A 15,097-nucleotide genomic window follows, 5' to 3' on the forward strand; every position below is an offset into this window, starting at 1 on the left:
ATGGTGTAAAAATGGAAGAGTTTTGGGAATTGACATTTGTAGAAATAGCTGCCCGGTACAGTGTGGTTATTTTGTGTACAGTTGTATTTCTTGCTGTTTTCGAATTAGTAACCTCCTATAAAAATTGGGAAGAAATTAAAAAAGGTAATTTTTCAGTTGCTATGGCAACTGGTGGAAAGCTCTTTGGTATTGCAACTATCTTTCGTTTTTCTATTGAACATAACGATACGATTATTCAAAGTGTGATATGGGGTATTTATGGATTTATATTATTGCTGTTAAGCTATTTTATATTTGAATTCTTAACTCCAAAAATAAAAATTGACGAAGAGATTGGCAATGGTAATCTGGCAGTTGGATTTATTTCAATGTTAATATCAGTTGGAATGGCTTTTGTAATTGGAGCCAGTATTGGTTAGGAGCGAAAAGTTATCATGGAAACATTAGCTAAAGTATTAATAGTAGTAGCAATTATTTTTGCCATTGTAGGCGTCGTATATTTAGTGTGAAATGGTTTGAAAACAGGGAATCATCTTAATTAATAGATGATTCCCCATTTTTTTTGCGAAAATACAAAATTAGATTTCAAAAAATACAAATTAGTCTGTATAATGAATATACATAGATATAAAGGAGGAGAAAAAATGGAAAAACGTAGCTGGCACGCACACTACCCTAGTGAAATTCCAATCAGTATTGATTATGATACAAAGCCCCTGCATCAATTTCTGATTGAAAATGCTGAAATATACAATGAAAAGAAAGCGCTTCATTTTCTTGGTAAAGATATGTCCTATGCTGAATTGCTGAAAGAAGCTAAGCAATTAGCTTGTTATTTTCAGTCATTAGGATTAGAGAAAGGTGACAGGGTAGCAATAATGTTACCAAACTGTCCACAGGCAGTGATAAGCTATTATGCTGCTCTTTTGGCTGGAGGGATTGTTGTACAAACAAATCCTTTATACATGGAAAGAGAATTGGAATATCAATTAAATGACTCTGGTGCAACGATTATTATTTGTTTAGATATTCTCTTGCCACGAGTTACCAAGGTTAAAAGTAAGACCTCAATTAATCATACAATAGTTACAGGAATTAAAGACTATCTACCTTTTCCAAAAAAATTAATATATCCATTTATACAGAAGAAGCAATATAACATGGTTGTAAAGGTCGAACAAACTGAAGATACACATGTATGGAATTCAATAATAGAACATGCCTCAACGAACTTTCATCCAGTTGATATTGATGCAAAAGAAGATTTGGCGTTGCTGCAATATACTGGAGGAACAACTGGTAATCCAAAAGGCGTAATGCTAACACACTTTAACCTCGTTTCAAATGTCCAAATGAGTCAGCGCTGGCTGTATAAAACCAGAGAAGGCGGAGAAGTTATATTAGGCGTATTACCTTTTTTCCATGTTTATGGTATGACCACCGTGATGAATATGTCTATCATGATGGGGGCGAAAATGGTCCTATTACCTAAATTTGATGTAGAAGATGTATTGAAAATGATTCAAAAGCAAAAGCCGACACTGTTTCCAGGAGCACCGACAATTTATGTTGCATTGTTGAATCATCCTGATTTAAAGAAATATGATTTATCATCTATTGAAGCCTGTTTAAGCGGGTCTGCTCCATTGCCAGTAGAAGTTCAGGAACAATTTGAGCGGATCACTGGAGGGAAATTAGTAGAAGGATATGGTCTAACAGAATCTTCACCAGTAACGCATTCAAATTTTGTATGGTCGAATCGTGTTAGTGGAAGTATCGGCGTACCGTGGCCAGACACAGATTGTAAAATTTTGCAGACTGGTACAATGGATGAAGCGCCAGTTGGTGAAATTGGTGAAATTGTTGTAAAAGGTCCTCAAGTAATGAAAGGGTACTGGAATAACCAGGAAGAAACGGACAATGTTTTAATAGATGGGTGGTTATTTACGGGTGATCTTGGCTATATGAGCGAAGAAGGGTACTTCTATATAGTTGATCGCAAAAAAGATATGATAATTGCCGGTGGATACAATATTTATCCACGTGAGATAGAGGAAGTACTTTATGAGCATGAAGCTATTCAGGAAGCAGTAGTTGCAGGTATACCTGATCCATACCGCGGTGAAACAGTGAAAGCTTACATTGTTCTTAAATCCGGTTTTGAGTTAAAAGAAGAGGAATTAGATACATTTTGCAGAGAAAATCTTGCTGCGTTTAAAGTACCCAGAATTTATGAATTCCGCACAGAATTGCCAAAAACTGCAGTTGGAAAAATTTTAAGACGGTCTTTAGTAGATGAAGAGAAAGAAAAATTAAAAAAGGAAAGCAGTACGACTTAATTTAAGAGTTTCTGTATGCAGAAAAACTTAATCATTCCAAGAGTTGCGAATGATGAGTTTTTCTAATAATATAAAAGTGTACAAGCAATATATTATTTGACATGACTTTATTAGCTCTATACAATGAAATATGAATGAAGATTCATTCAGTTTGCGGCTATAGTGTATGCTAAGGAGATTAACTTCAATGAAGAAAAATAAACCAAAATACAACCAAATTATCGAAGCGGCAGTTGAAGTAATAGCAGAGAATGGATATCATGCTTCTCAGGTTTCCAAAATTGCCAAAAAAGCTGGAGTGGCTGACGGTACGATCTACCTTTATTTCAAAAATAAAGAAGATATACTAGTTTCATTGTTTGAAGTGAAAATGGGTCAGTTCGTTGAACAGATTACGAAAAGCATCAACGAAAAGAAAGATACAAGCGACAAACTGTTATCTTTAATAGAAATGCACTTTCGTCAGTTAGCTGATAATCACTATTTAGCAATCGTTACCCAGCTTGAGCTTAGACAGTCAAACACAGAACTGCGAATGAAAATTAATAAAGTATTGAAGCCTTATTTAGCTGAAATCGACCACATTATCCAGGAAGGTATCAATGAAAAAAGCTTTCGAGGTGATTTAAATCTACCCTTGGTGAGGCAAATGATTTTTGGCACACTGGATGAAGTGGTAACAAACTGGGTGATGAACGACCAGCGATATAATTTACTGGCGCAAGCTCCAGCAGTACATGAATTAATTATTAACGGACTATCGATTAAAAAATAATAGGAGGAGGATCTGATCTTGAGTACATTATCTTATGAAAAAAATGGTCATGTTGCAATTCTTACAATTCAAAAACCCCCTGCAAATGCATTGTCGAGTACATTGATTAAAGATATTGATGCAAAACTGGATGAAATAGAGAAAGATAATGGCATTAAAGCAATTGTCTTAAAGGGTGAAGGGAAGTTTTTCTCTGCTGGTGCTGATATAAAAGAATTTACATCATTACAGGAAGCATCAGACTACCAGGCTCTTTCAGAAAATGGCCAGAAAGTATTTAACCGTATAGAACATTTCCAAGTCCCAGTAATTGCTGCGATCCATGGTGCGGCTTTAGGTGGTGGACTGGAACTTGCAATGTCCTGCCATATCCGCTATGTTACAGAAAGCTCAAAGTTGGGATTACCCGAATTATCACTTGGCATCATTCCTGGATTTGCTGGAACACAGCGTTTACCTCGTTATGTGGGCTCTGCCAAGGCATTTGAAATGCTTTTAAGCAGTACACCTATTTCAGGTAAGGAAGCACATCTGTATGGTTTAGCAAATCGTGTAGTATCGGATGATGAAATTTTCAATGAAGCTTTTAAACTAGCTGAGCAGATTGCTTCAAAAAGTAAACCAACAATTAATCACATAATGCGCTTGATTACTTTCTCGAAATCAGATAAGTTTAATGATGGGGTGCAGGAAGAAGCAAAAGCATTTGGTGAAATATTTGGCTCCGACGATGCAAAGGAAGGCGTTCAGGCATTTCTTGAAAAGCGGAAACCAAACTTTCTAGATAAGTAAGAAATAAGGTACTGGGTTTGTTGTGGCAAGCCCGTTGAGCTAGATAAACAGAATAAAGGAGGAAGTCACATGAACATTTATGTTTTGTTGAAAAAGACATTTGACACGGAAGAAAAGATCACTGTTACTAATGGTCAGATTGAAGATGATGGGGCAGAATTTATCATTAATCCGTACGACGAATATGCAGTTGAAGAAGCAATTAAACAACGCGATGAGCATGGTGGAGAAGTAACCGTTGTTACTGTTGGAGACGAAGATTCTGAGAAACAATTGCGTACTGCACTTGCAATGGGTGCAGACAAGGCAGTTTTAATAAACACAGAAGATGACCTTGAAGCGGGAGACCAGTTTACAACAGCTAAAATTCTGGAAGCATATTTTGAGGAAAAAGATGTTGATCTCATTCTTGCAGGTAACGTAGCAATTGACGAAGCAAGCGGTCAAGTAGGTCCAAGACTTGCTGAGCGATTAGGAATACCATTTGTTACAACTATTACTAGCCTTAAAATAGATGGTGAGACAGTAAGTATTGAAAAAGATGTTGAAGGTGACGTAGAAAAAGTTGAAACAAGCTTACCGTTGCTTGTAACCTGTCAGCAAGGCTTAAACGACCCTAGGTATCCTTCACTTCCTGGAATTATGAAAGCAAAGAAGAAACCACTTGAAGAATTAGAAATTGATGATCTTGATTTGGATGAAGATGATCTGGAACCAAAAACAAAAACAATTGAGATTTATCTTCCACCTGAAAAAGAAGCAGGTAAAGTTCTTGAAGGTGAGCTGGATGATCAAGTTAAAGAATTAGTATCATTATTAAAAACAGAATCGAAAGTTTTATAAACTAACGCACTGGAAAGGAGAAACGATCGTGAGCGAAAAATTATTAGTCATTGGTGAATCAAGAGATGGTTCATTGCGTAATGTAACGTTTGAATCAATTGCTGCAGCAAAAAAAATAGATGCTGATGGGGAAATTGTCGGCCTAATTTGTGGTGACGAAGATTTAACTAATCAAGCGCAGGAAATGGTATACTATGGCGCTGATCGTGTCATCACAGTAAAACACGATAATTTGAAAACGTATACATCAGAAGGTTATGGTCAAGCAGTTATGGCCGTTATTTCGGAGGTGTCTCCTTCAAGTGTGATTATGGGGCATACAGCAATTGGTAAGGATTTAACACCGAAAATTGCGAGTAAGTTAGAAACTGGATTAATTTCAGATGCAACTGATATCGAAATGAAAGATGGTAAGGCAGTATTTACCAGACCAATATATTCCGGAAAAGCTTTCGAGAAAAAAATGATTACAAGCGGTATTACTTTTGCAACAATTAGACCGAATAATATTGCAGCACTTGATCGAGATGAATCTCGTTCAGGTGAAGTTACTGCTAAAGACATGGAAATTTCTGATATAAGAACTGTTATTAAAGAAGTTATCCGAAAAGCATCAGAGGGTGTTGACCTCTCAGAAGCCAAGGTTATTGTTGCTGGAGGTCGCGGTGTTAAAAGTGAAGAAGGATTTAAACCATTACAGGAACTGGCAGATGTCTTAGGTGGTGCAGTTGGAGCGTCCCGTGGAGCATGTGATGCGGAATACTGCGATTATTCACTGCAAATAGGACAAACCGGAAAAGTGGTTACACCAGATCTGTATTTTGCAGTAGGTATTTCTGGTGCAATTCAACACTTAGCAGGTATGTCGAACTCCAAAGTGATTGTTGCAATTAACAAAGATCCAGAAGCAAACATCTTTAATGTAGCGGATTATGGAATTGTTGGAGACTTGTTTGAAGTTATTCCAATGCTAATTGAAGAAATTAAAAAAATAAAATAAATATTACAAACAAGAACTTGACCGGAAAACATAGTCAAGTTCTTGTTTATTATGATTAATTAATCTTTTAAGCGGGTAATAAATAGTATAAGCAAGTTATTAGCAAGGTAATAATAACGATGATATACTCAGTTTAGATTCAATGTTATTTGAGGAGGAATTATAATGGCAATTGTAAATGTATCAGATCAGAATTTCGCGAAAGAAACTGCGGAAGGATTAGTATTAGCAGATTTTTGGGCACCTTGGTGTGGACCTTGTAAAATGATCGCACCAGTGTTAGAAGAAATAGATGGTGAAATGGAAGAAAAGGTTCAAATCGTAAAATTAGATGTGGACGAAAATCAGGAAACTGCTGGTAAGTATGGCGTTATGAGTATTCCAACCTTATTGTTATTCAAAGATGGCGAAGTGGTTGATCAGGTAATTGGTTTCCAACCAAAAGAAGCTTTAGTTGAATTAATCGAAAAACACGCATAATAAATTGTTTAAAATAAACGATTTGTAATAATCCAAAGAATTAATCCCTTGTTGCATTTTGTAACAGGGGATTACTTTTCATATAAATAGTAAGTACGTTTTACTAATAACTCAACTTACGCAGAATAAAATAAGTTGGAGCTCCCTGAAATAGTTGAACTATTATTGTAGTTGACGCAATATCTATGTACAGCGAATTAACTTTATTACCAAGAAATTTTCTTGAGTTGCCGTCTAGGGTCGCTCCGGGACTGGTAAAGCTACTTATGTCTTGGTTTTTCCTTTCTAATGCATGCTGAAATAGACGTGCTATCAGGGGTGCAGCTAATAAATTTTGATATCCATATTTTGTCTAGAGATTGGAGCGACTGCCAGCAGCGGAAATCTCGTTGCTATTACATCTCAATTTATTTCCAGAGTGGTAAGTTACGTCGCTGTTTACATCTTCTACGACAAATTAACTAGCAACATGTTTGGTTGAAAATCATGTCAAGTAACATATTTTAAGTGCTGTAATTGCTACAGTTTATTGCATACATTATAATTTTTCATGTGCGAAAGTTGACTAATAAGGAATGAAAGAGCTATGAATCAGACAATAAAAGAAAAACTAGCAGTATTGCCTGTCCAACCCGGGTGTTATCTAATGAAAGATAAGCACAATACAGTTATCTACGTTGGTAAATCAAAAGCATTAAAAAATAGAGTGAAATCTTATTTTGCCGGTGCAAATGATCGAAAAACCCAGCGATTGGTATCCGAAATTCAAGACTTTGAATATATCGTTACGACATCTGAAATTGAAGCTCTCATATTAGAAATGAATCTTATAAAAAAATATGATCCCAAATATAATATACTTTTAAAAGACGATAAGTCATACCCATATTTGAAAATAACAAATGAACGACATCCTAGACTGCTGGTTGTACGAAAAGTAAAAAAAGACAGAGGGAAATATTTCGGACCATATCCAAACGTTATTGCAGCAAGGGAAACAAAAAAATTATTAGATCGTTTATTCCCACTTAGAAAGTGCAACAAAATGCCTGATAGAGTTTGTTTGTACTATCATATGAAGCAATGTTTGGCTCCTTGTGTCTATCCTGTTTCGGAGGAAACAAACCGTTCAATTGTTCAAAGTATTTCATCATTCCTAAATGGTGGTCACAAAAAAATCAAAAAAGACATTAAAGAAAAAATGTATCAGGCGAGTGAAAGTATGGATTTTGAGCGCGCGAAAGAATTGAGAGATCAAATCCAACATATTGAAGCCGTTATGGAACAGCAAAAAATGACACTGAAAGATCAGGTCAATCGCGATATTTTTGGATATAGTTATGACAAAGGCTGGATGTGTATTCAGGTGTTTTTTGTTAGACAAGGTAAATTGATTGAAAGGGACGTATCAATCTTTCCGTTTTTTGATGATCCTGAGGAGACGTTTATTAGCTATATCGGGAGATTCTATTTACATCAGCACCATCCAAAGCCGAAACAAATATTGTTGCCGCTTGGATCAGATGCCGACATTTTAAAAGAACTGCTTGAAATTGATGTTAATGTTTCAATTCGTGGCCGAAAAAAGGATTTAGTTAATCTTGCTATGGAAAATGCGAAAATTGCACTTCAGGAAAAGTTTTCAATTATTGAAATAGATGAAGAGCGAACAATCAAGGCGGTTGAAAATCTAGGGGAAAAATTAAATATTGAAATACCTCATCGAATAGAGGCATTTGATAATTCGAATATTCAAGGTACTGACCCTGTGTCAGCCATGGTAGTCTTTATCGACGGACGGCCAGATAAAAAACAGTATCGCAAATATAAAGTGAGAGATGTAAAAGGCCCTGACGATTATGAAACTATGCGTGAAGTCATCAGGCGAAGGTATACAAGAGTGCTAAAAGAGAATCTTCCATTACCAGATTTAATAATGGTAGATGGTTCAAAAGGTCAAATGAGTGTTGCGTTAGATGTGCTGGAAAATGAGCTGGGGTTAGACATTCCTTTATGTGGATTGGCAAAGGATGATAAGCATAAAACCAGTGAGCTATTGTACGGCAGTCCACCAGCCATAATTGATCTTTCCAGAAAATCACAGGAATTTTATTTAGTTCAGCGCATACAGGACGAGGTCCATCGATTTGCGATTACCTTCCACCGTCAATTGAGAGGTAAAAGTCTGTTTCAGTCTGAATTAGATAAAATTCCAGGTGTTGGAGAGAAACGTAAAAGATTATTGTTGACTCATTTTAAATCGATTGATGAGATAAAAAACAAGTCAATTGAGGATATAACAAAACTTGGGATTCCAAAAAATACGGCAGAATTAATCCTTGGACACCTTAAATGAAAGAAGCTCACTTGACAAGTGAGCTTCTTTTAAATTCACGCAGTTATAAGGACGGAAAATTCCACCTGCATTATTTTTTTATTGATTTCTTCTGTACATTCAGCTTCCGTTTCTTTTAGCTGCTGAATTGCTTCAGCTAAAAACCCTGACTCTAAGCGAAATTCTGTATCAAAAGAGGCTTTAATACGGTTCACAACTGAGTCTGACATTAAACTGAACGTTATTTCTTTTCGTTTATTTCTTATGAGCTCAAGTTTACCCCATCCCATTTTATCAAATATAAGGTAGATATCTTCTATAGTATTAAATGACAGCTTTCTTGCTAGGTTTCTTCCCATGAAATAAAGCAATGTTTCAGTTTCACGTCCTAACAGCTCAGGTAAGCTGATATAACGTAATACATCATACCCTGCCCCTGATGTTTGTAATTCCTCTAGTAAAGTAGTCGAAAAACCCTGTTGCTCTTTTGACATAGATGTCATCCTTTCTGTTGCTGTTGGTTCAATAGCCAAAAATTTAAGAAGTATTAAAGATTGCTATTTTTATTATCTATATAATTCATCATATGTGCAAGTAAACACAAAATATTTTTAAATAAGCATTCTGATTCATATCAAAATTAATTCGCTCCTTTTCTTGACGCTCATCAGAGTTAGAAGTACAATATACATGTCACAAATTGTACATTGATGGGCAAAAATAGGGAATTATAACGTTAATTAATGTTTCAAAATTGTGCATCAAAACAGCATAAATATATTGCTTAAGGGGGTAACACTACACATGGCAGGACGCAGCGAATTTAACTATCGCAGATTACACTCGCTCTTAGGTGTAATACCAATCGGTTTATTTTTGACTCAGCACTTAATAGTGAACCATTTTGCTGCTTATGGAGAAGAAAGCTTTAATAAAGCAGCGCATGTTTTAGAAAGTTTACCATTTAAATTATTACTGGAAACGGTTGTTATTTATCTGCCAATTTTGTTTCATGCAATTTTAGGCGTTTATATTGTTTTTGTTGCTAAGAATAATATCAAACGTTATGGTTTTTTTCGTAACTGGATGTTCTACGTTCAAAGAATAACCGGAATCATTACGTTAATTTTTCTTGCATGGCACATTTGGGAAACACGTATTCAAATTGGGATGGGGAATGCGGAAGCTAACTATTCTTTGATGGAAGGTATTCTAGATAGTCAGTTTATGTTCTGGTTTTATATTGTTGGAGTGATTTCAACAACATTCCACTTTTCTAATGGACTTTGGAGCTTCTTGGTATCATGGGGTATTACCCAATCACCAAGATCTCAAAAAATTGCTACATATGCAACACTAATTGTCTTTTTAGGTTTAAGTTATATAGGTGTAAGAGCTTTAATTGCTTTCGCTTATGGTGTATAAGTCTCAACAAATAAGGATGTGAGTATATATAATGAGTAATAAAAAAGTTGTTGTTGTAGGCGGAGGTCTTGCCGGACTAATGGCAACAATTAAAGCAGCTGAAGCAGGTGTGAGTGTTAGCCTGTTTTCTATTGTACCAGTTAAACGTTCACACTCTGTTTGTGCCCAAGGTGGCATAAACGGTGCAGTAAACACAAAAGGTGAAGGAGATTCTCCTTGGATGCACTTTGACGATACAGTTTATGGTGGAGATTTCCTTGCAAATCAGCCACCAGTAAAAGCAATGTGTGATGCCGCACCAAGTATTATAAACATGCTTGATCGAATGGGAGTAATGTTTAACCGTACTCCAGAAGGCTTACTTGATTTCAGACGTTTTGGTGGTACATCTGTTCATCGTACTGCTTACGCGGGTGCTACAACTGGACAACAGTTACTGTATGCACTTGACGAACAAGTACGTCGTTTTGAAGTAGAAGGATTAGTAACAAAGTACGAAAGCTGGGAATTCCTTGGTGCTATCATTGATGACGATGGCGTTGGAAAAGGGATTGTTGCTCAGGACATCAAGACACACGAAATTAAATCATTCCCATCTGATGCAACCATATTGGCAACAGGAGGTCCTGGAATTATCTTTGGTAAATCAACCAATTCAATGATAAACACTGGATCTGCAGCTAGTATCTTGTATCAGCAAGGTGCAAAGTATGCTAATGGAGAATTTATTCAGATACATCCAACTGCAATTCCGGGTGATGATAAGCTTCGATTGATGAGTGAATCGGCTCGTGGTGAAGGTGGACGTGTCTGGACTTATAAAGATGGTGAACCATGGTACTTCTTAGAAGAGAAATATCCAGCCTATGGAAACCTGGTTACCCGTGATATCGCAACTCGTGAAATATTCGATGTTTGTGTAAACCAGAAGCTAGGAATTAACGGTGAGAACATGGTGTACCTGGACTTGTCGCATAAAGATCCTAAAGAGCTTGATGTTAAACTTGGAGGTATCATTGAAATCTATGAGAAATTCGTTGGAGAAGATCCTCGTAAGGTTCCAATGAAAATATTCCCTGCTGTTCACTATTCTATGGGTGGACTTTGGGTTGACTTTGATCAAATGACGAGTATCCCAGGGATATTCGCTTGTGGTGAATGTGATTACTCGCAGCATGGAGGAAACCGTCTAGGTGCTAACTCTTTACTTTCTGCTATTTATGGTGGTGCGGTAGCTGGACCAAATGCTATAAAATATATTGACGGACTTGAAACACATGTGGAAGATATGTCACCTACCTTGTTTGAAAACAAACAAAAAGAAGAACAGGACAAATTCGACGCGCTTATTAATATGAAGGGCGAAGAGAATGCTTATATGATTCACAAAGAACTTGGCGAATGGATGACAGACAATGTTACGGTTGTTCGCGATAATGAAAAACTATTAAAAACGATTGATAAATTAAAAGAACTGCAGGAACGTTGGGAAAATATTAATATCAATGATACTTCTCTTTGGAGTAATCAGGGTGTAATGTTTACTCGTCAGCTTAAAAATATGCTTCACCTGGCGCGAGTTATCACACTAGGTGCATATATGCGTAATGAAAGCCGGGGAGCTCATTATAAACCGGAATTCCCTGATCGTAATGATGAGGATTTCCTGAAGACAACAATTGCGACTTTTGATAAAGAAAAGAGTAGTCCTGAAATTTCATATGAAGCTGTAGATACATCACTGATTGAGCCAAGATTACGTGATTACAGTAAAAAACACTAAGGGGGGAAATAAGAAATGGCTGAACAAAATACAGTTACATTTATTATAACTCGACAAGACAGCCCGGATTCTGCTCCTTATAAGGAAACTTTTAACGTTCCTTATAAAAAAAATATGAATGTGATCTCTGGGTTAATGGAAATAAGGCAAAATCCAGTAAATGCGGATGGGGATAAAACTACACCAGTTTATTGGGATATGAGCTGTCTTGAAGAAGTATGTGGTGCCTGCTCAATGGTGATTAATGGAACTGCACGTCAGTCCTGTGCAGCACTAGTTGATCAGTTGGAGCAACCAATTTATCTTGAGCCAATGTCTACTTTTCCAGTTGTGCGTGATTTAATTATTGACCGTGAACAAATGTTTGACGCGTTAAAACAAATTAAAGCATGGGTACCGATTGATGGAACGTATGACCTTGGACCTGGACCACGTATGCCTGAGAAGAAGCGTCAATGGGCATATGAACTATCTAAATGCATGACTTGTGGAGTATGTCTGGAGGCTTGTCCTAACGTAAATGATAAATCAGATTTCATTGGACCGGCAGCACTATCGCAAGCTCGTTTATTTAATGCACATCCGACTGGTAATATGAATGCCAGTGATCGTTTGGAAGGTCTTATGGAGGATGGTGGAATTACTGGATGTGGTAACGCACAAAACTGTGTGGAAGTATGTCCGAAAGGTATTCCATTAACAACTTCTATCGCTGCTATGAATAGAGCAACAAATATTCAGGCGTTTAAAAATTTCTTTGGAAGTGACAATGCGTACTAACTATTACAATTAACAAACTAAGAGATGACCCCCCAACTGTTATGGTGGGGTCATTTTATTATTATTTGTAGATATATAATAAAAGGAGATACATAAATGAAATCAATACCGTATATTGATGATATGAAGATTTGGACAGAAGCATTCAAATTTTTCGTTCCAATTCGAGTCCGGTTTTCTGAAACAGATATGTTTGGTCATGTTAATAACGTTTCACCATTTATATATTTTGAGGAAGCCCGAACTGAATTCTTAAAATCAGTTGGTTTATTTGACAACCAAAACGATACATATGCAATTCCAGTAGCGGCTGATCTGCAATGTGATTACCATCAGCAAATGTTTTTTGGTGACAGTTTAAAGCTCTATGTTAAAATTAATCATGTTGGAAATACATCAGTTGATATGCATTACATGGGGATAAACCAGCATGAACAGGTGTGCATTACCGGAAGGGGAAGATTGGTTTATGTAAATCCTAAAACAGGTAAGCCGGTAAAAATTGAGGAAGAGTTGAAAGAAAGCCTGCTTCTCGCCTAACGAATAAAACCGACTACCATGTATTGATAGTCGGTTTTTTTTAGAGCTTCAATTCGCCCATGCGAATAAGCTCTAATACAGCTTGCGATCGCCCTTTGACTCCTAGTTTTTGCATAGCATTTGAAATGTGATTTCGGACAGTCTTTTCAGAAATAAACAATTCCTGGGCAATTTCCTTAGTAGTTTTATCTTGTACGAGTAATTCGAAAACTTCTTTTTCCCTTTTTGTTAATAATTGCTTTGGTTTGTAGTCGTTGTCCTTCAAATGTTAACCCCTCCTTGCTGACATAAAGCTGTAGAACGAAGGGAAATTATTTAGTCAATATAGCTTATGAATCCTTTAGTAATCAGTGCACACAATTTTATGAAATTAAGGTTAACTGTTATTAGCGAAATGCAAAAAGGTACAGAAAATGGGTGCTTTTTGCTATAATTATACCTAAGTTACATAAGTTGAAACTAGTAAAGGTATTAAAAGTGCGCGAAAATTTACCATGAATAACGAATGTTGTATCAAAAGTTGAAACACATGCTAGTATATCGGGAGGTCACCCACTTGGAAAATAGTGTCGCAAGTGAAGCAATTGCTGAAGCCGAGAAAAGCCTTCGCTATATTGCTGGAGCAATTAAGCAAAATGGACGTAAAATATTAAACAATTATCCTATTACTTCACCACAATTTGTAGCATTACAATGGTTGTTGGAAGAAGGCGATTTAACAATAGGTGAATTATCAAATAAAATTGATCTTGCTTTTAGTACGACAACTGATTTAGTTGATCGAATGGAGAAGAATGAACTAGTGGAACGTGTTCGTGATGACAGTGACAGACGTGTCGTTCGGATACATGTACTGAAAAAGGGATACAACATTATTCATGAAGTTATAAACAAACGTCAGGAATATCTTGGTGAAGTACTCACTAAATTTTCAATTGAAGAAACGGAAACATTAAATAAATTATTAAATTTCTTACATGACGAAATGAAATTTGTTAACGATAAATAATAACAACTAAGAAGAGGCGATTTTTGTTGGATCAAGCAATCGGAGTCATTGATTCGGGTGTAGGCGGTTTAACAGTTGCGCACGAGTTAATGCGTCAATTACCAAAGGAAAGACTTTTATATGTAGGGGATACGTTAAGATGTCCATACGGACCGAGGTCAGCGGAAGAAGTGAAAAAATTCACTTGGGAAATGGTGGACTTTTTACTGAAAAAGGAAATTAAGATGCTCGTAGTCGCTTGTAATACAGCAACTGCATTCGCTTTATCAGAACTGCAAGAACAATTGGAAATTCCGGTAATCGGTGTTATTAACCCTGGTGCACGTGCAGCTATTAATGCTACTAAAAATATGCATATCGGTGTTATAGGTACTGAGGGTACAATTCGAAGTAAAGCTTACTCAAAAGCATTATTAAATATTCATTCAAAGATCCAGATCAACGCTCTAGCATGTCCGCTATTTGTGCCTATGGTAGAAGACGGGGTTTTAAATGGGGATACTACGTTACAAATTGTTTCTGAATCACTGCGGGCAATGAAAGACAACAATCATATAGATACATTGATCCTGGGATGTACCCATTATCCATTAATTAAAGACACCATCCAGCAGGTAATTGGGGAGCGTGTATCCATTATCTCCTCTAGTGAGGAAACCGCCCGGGAAACGAGTACACTATTAGAGTTTCACGAAATACTCTATGAAGGTGAACGGGTTCCCAAACATCAATTCTTTACTACTGGTAAACTTACAACTTTTAAAAATATAACAGAACGATTATTTATCACTTCAGGTAGAAAAGCACAAGCCGTCTTAATTGAACAAGTCAAGATTAATTAGTAGATTCTGCTTCGGCAGGGTCTTTTTTTGCGTTGAAATACGGTCCGCGATCCACGAAATACGATCCATGGCTTAAGGAATACAATCCGAAGAAAATATTTGCCTAAGTTAGGTCTAATTTTACGATAGGCTCGTATATATAATAGTACAAACC

Annotated in this window: 16 protein-coding genes; 14 read left to right on the forward strand and 2 right to left on the reverse strand. The window is 36.5% G+C overall.

Annotation, left to right across the window (positions count from 1 at the left end; translation table 11 throughout):
- The first annotated feature begins 11 nt into the window (after nucleotides 1-11).
- From VBD025_RS09745 to uvrC, 8 genes are all read left to right on the forward strand, one after another.
- Nucleotides 12-419, forward strand: a complete 408-nt coding sequence (locus VBD025_RS09745; protein WP_430784920.1) for a DUF350 domain-containing protein — start codon at nucleotides 12-14, stop codon at nucleotides 417-419.
- 225 nt (nucleotides 420-644) lie between these two features.
- Nucleotides 645-2,339 carry a long-chain-fatty-acid--CoA ligase gene (locus tag VBD025_RS09750; RefSeq protein ID WP_430784922.1) on the forward strand — a complete coding sequence of 565 codons (1,695 nt, stop codon included), beginning with the start codon at nucleotides 645-647 and terminating at the stop codon, nucleotides 2,337-2,339.
- A 187-nt stretch (nucleotides 2,340-2,526) separates the two neighbouring features.
- Complete coding sequence (locus VBD025_RS09755) at nucleotides 2,527-3,114, forward strand: TetR/AcrR family transcriptional regulator (RefSeq protein ID WP_430784924.1); 588 nt, start codon at nucleotides 2,527-2,529, stop codon at nucleotides 3,112-3,114.
- Nucleotides 3,115-3,132: 18 nt separating this feature from the next.
- Nucleotides 3,133-3,906, forward strand: a complete 774-nt coding sequence (locus tag VBD025_RS09760; RefSeq protein WP_430784926.1) for an enoyl-CoA hydratase — start codon at nucleotides 3,133-3,135, stop codon at nucleotides 3,904-3,906.
- Between the two features lie 69 nt (nucleotides 3,907-3,975).
- Nucleotides 3,976-4,749 (forward strand): electron transfer flavoprotein subunit beta/FixA family protein, encoded by a 774-nt coding sequence (locus VBD025_RS09765; RefSeq protein WP_430784928.1) that lies wholly within the window; start codon nucleotides 3,976-3,978, stop codon nucleotides 4,747-4,749.
- A 28-nt stretch (nucleotides 4,750-4,777) separates the two neighbouring features.
- Nucleotides 4,778-5,749 carry an electron transfer flavoprotein subunit alpha/FixB family protein gene (locus VBD025_RS09770; protein WP_430784930.1) on the forward strand — a complete coding sequence of 324 codons (972 nt, stop codon included), beginning with the start codon at nucleotides 4,778-4,780 and terminating at the stop codon, nucleotides 5,747-5,749.
- Between the two features lie 165 nt (nucleotides 5,750-5,914).
- Complete coding sequence (gene trxA / locus VBD025_RS09775) at nucleotides 5,915-6,229, forward strand: thioredoxin (RefSeq protein ID WP_430784932.1); 315 nt, start codon at nucleotides 5,915-5,917, stop codon at nucleotides 6,227-6,229.
- Nucleotides 6,230-6,815: 586 nt separating this feature from the next.
- Complete coding sequence (gene uvrC / locus VBD025_RS09780; RefSeq protein ID WP_430784934.1) at nucleotides 6,816-8,585, forward strand: excinuclease ABC subunit UvrC; 1,770 nt, start codon at nucleotides 6,816-6,818, stop codon at nucleotides 8,583-8,585.
- A 35-nt stretch (nucleotides 8,586-8,620) separates the two neighbouring features.
- Here uvrC and VBD025_RS09785 read toward each other — a convergent pair whose 3' ends face one another.
- The gene (locus VBD025_RS09785; RefSeq protein ID WP_430784936.1) at nucleotides 8,621-9,058 is read right to left on the reverse strand and encodes a YslB family protein; all 438 of its coding nucleotides are present in this window, start codon (nucleotides 9,056-9,058) and stop codon (nucleotides 8,621-8,623) included.
- 310 nt (nucleotides 9,059-9,368) lie between these two features.
- Between VBD025_RS09785 and VBD025_RS09790 the strand changes: the two genes are divergently transcribed.
- From VBD025_RS09790 to VBD025_RS09805, 4 genes are all read left to right on the forward strand, one after another.
- Complete coding sequence (locus VBD025_RS09790; RefSeq protein ID WP_430784938.1) at nucleotides 9,369-9,989, forward strand: succinate dehydrogenase cytochrome b558 subunit; 621 nt, start codon at nucleotides 9,369-9,371, stop codon at nucleotides 9,987-9,989.
- Between the two features lie 31 nt (nucleotides 9,990-10,020).
- On the forward strand, nucleotides 10,021-11,772 hold the full coding sequence (gene sdhA, locus VBD025_RS09795; RefSeq protein WP_430784940.1) for a succinate dehydrogenase flavoprotein subunit: 1,752 nt from the start codon (nucleotides 10,021-10,023) through the stop codon (nucleotides 11,770-11,772).
- 15 nt (nucleotides 11,773-11,787) lie between these two features.
- The gene (gene sdhB / locus VBD025_RS09800; protein ID WP_430784942.1) at nucleotides 11,788-12,552 is read left to right on the forward strand and encodes a succinate dehydrogenase iron-sulfur subunit; all 765 of its coding nucleotides are present in this window, start codon (nucleotides 11,788-11,790) and stop codon (nucleotides 12,550-12,552) included.
- A gap of 96 nt (nucleotides 12,553-12,648) precedes the next feature.
- Nucleotides 12,649-13,092 (forward strand): acyl-CoA thioesterase, encoded by a 444-nt coding sequence (locus VBD025_RS09805; protein ID WP_430784944.1) that lies wholly within the window; start codon nucleotides 12,649-12,651, stop codon nucleotides 13,090-13,092.
- A 40-nt stretch (nucleotides 13,093-13,132) separates the two neighbouring features.
- Here VBD025_RS09805 and VBD025_RS09810 read toward each other — a convergent pair whose 3' ends face one another.
- Nucleotides 13,133-13,357, reverse strand: a complete 225-nt coding sequence (locus tag VBD025_RS09810) for a helix-turn-helix domain-containing protein (protein ID WP_089531918.1) — start codon at nucleotides 13,355-13,357, stop codon at nucleotides 13,133-13,135.
- Nucleotides 13,358-13,621: 264 nt separating this feature from the next.
- Between VBD025_RS09810 and VBD025_RS09815 the strand changes: the two genes are divergently transcribed.
- Both VBD025_RS09815 and racE read left to right on the forward strand, forming a co-directional pair.
- Complete coding sequence (locus tag VBD025_RS09815) at nucleotides 13,622-14,101, forward strand: MarR family winged helix-turn-helix transcriptional regulator (protein WP_430784947.1); 480 nt, start codon at nucleotides 13,622-13,624, stop codon at nucleotides 14,099-14,101.
- A gap of 26 nt (nucleotides 14,102-14,127) precedes the next feature.
- Nucleotides 14,128-14,943 carry a glutamate racemase gene (gene racE, locus VBD025_RS09820; protein WP_430784949.1) on the forward strand — a complete coding sequence of 272 codons (816 nt, stop codon included), beginning with the start codon at nucleotides 14,128-14,130 and terminating at the stop codon, nucleotides 14,941-14,943.
- Nucleotides 14,944-15,097: the final 154 nt, after the last annotated feature.

The organism is Virgibacillus flavescens (assembly GCF_050574275.1).
In the GTDB taxonomy this organism is placed as follows: Bacteria; Bacillota; Bacilli; order Bacillales; family Amphibacillaceae; genus Virgibacillus_F; species Virgibacillus_F flavescens.

Bases quoted from the DNA above. Each gene is read 5' to 3' on its own strand.
- VBD025_RS09745 (WP_430784920.1), top strand. From the start codon at position 12: ATGGAAGAGTTTTGGGAATTGACATTTGTAGAAATAGCTGCCCGGTAC.
- VBD025_RS09750 (WP_430784922.1), top strand. From the start codon at position 645: ATGGAAAAACGTAGCTGGCACGCACACTACCCTAGTGAAATTCCAATC.
- VBD025_RS09755 (WP_430784924.1), top strand. From the start codon at position 2,527: ATGAAGAAAAATAAACCAAAATACAACCAAATTATCGAAGCGGCAGTT.
- VBD025_RS09765 (WP_430784928.1), top strand. From the start codon at position 3,976: ATGAACATTTATGTTTTGTTGAAAAAGACATTTGACACGGAAGAAAAG.
- trxA (WP_430784932.1), top strand. From the start codon at position 5,915: ATGGCAATTGTAAATGTATCAGATCAGAATTTCGCGAAAGAAACTGCG.
- uvrC (WP_430784934.1), top strand. From the start codon at position 6,816: ATGAATCAGACAATAAAAGAAAAACTAGCAGTATTGCCTGTCCAACCC.
- VBD025_RS09785 (WP_430784936.1), bottom strand. From the start codon at position 9,058: ATGTCAAAAGAGCAACAGGGTTTTTCGACTACTTTACTAGAGGAATTA.
- VBD025_RS09790 (WP_430784938.1), top strand. From the start codon at position 9,369: ATGGCAGGACGCAGCGAATTTAACTATCGCAGATTACACTCGCTCTTA.
- sdhA (WP_430784940.1), top strand. From the start codon at position 10,021: ATGAGTAATAAAAAAGTTGTTGTTGTAGGCGGAGGTCTTGCCGGACTA.
- sdhB (WP_430784942.1), top strand. From the start codon at position 11,788: ATGGCTGAACAAAATACAGTTACATTTATTATAACTCGACAAGACAGC.
- VBD025_RS09805 (WP_430784944.1), top strand. From the start codon at position 12,649: ATGAAATCAATACCGTATATTGATGATATGAAGATTTGGACAGAAGCA.
- VBD025_RS09815 (WP_430784947.1), top strand. From the start codon at position 13,622: ATGCTAGTATATCGGGAGGTCACCCACTTGGAAAATAGTGTCGCAAGT.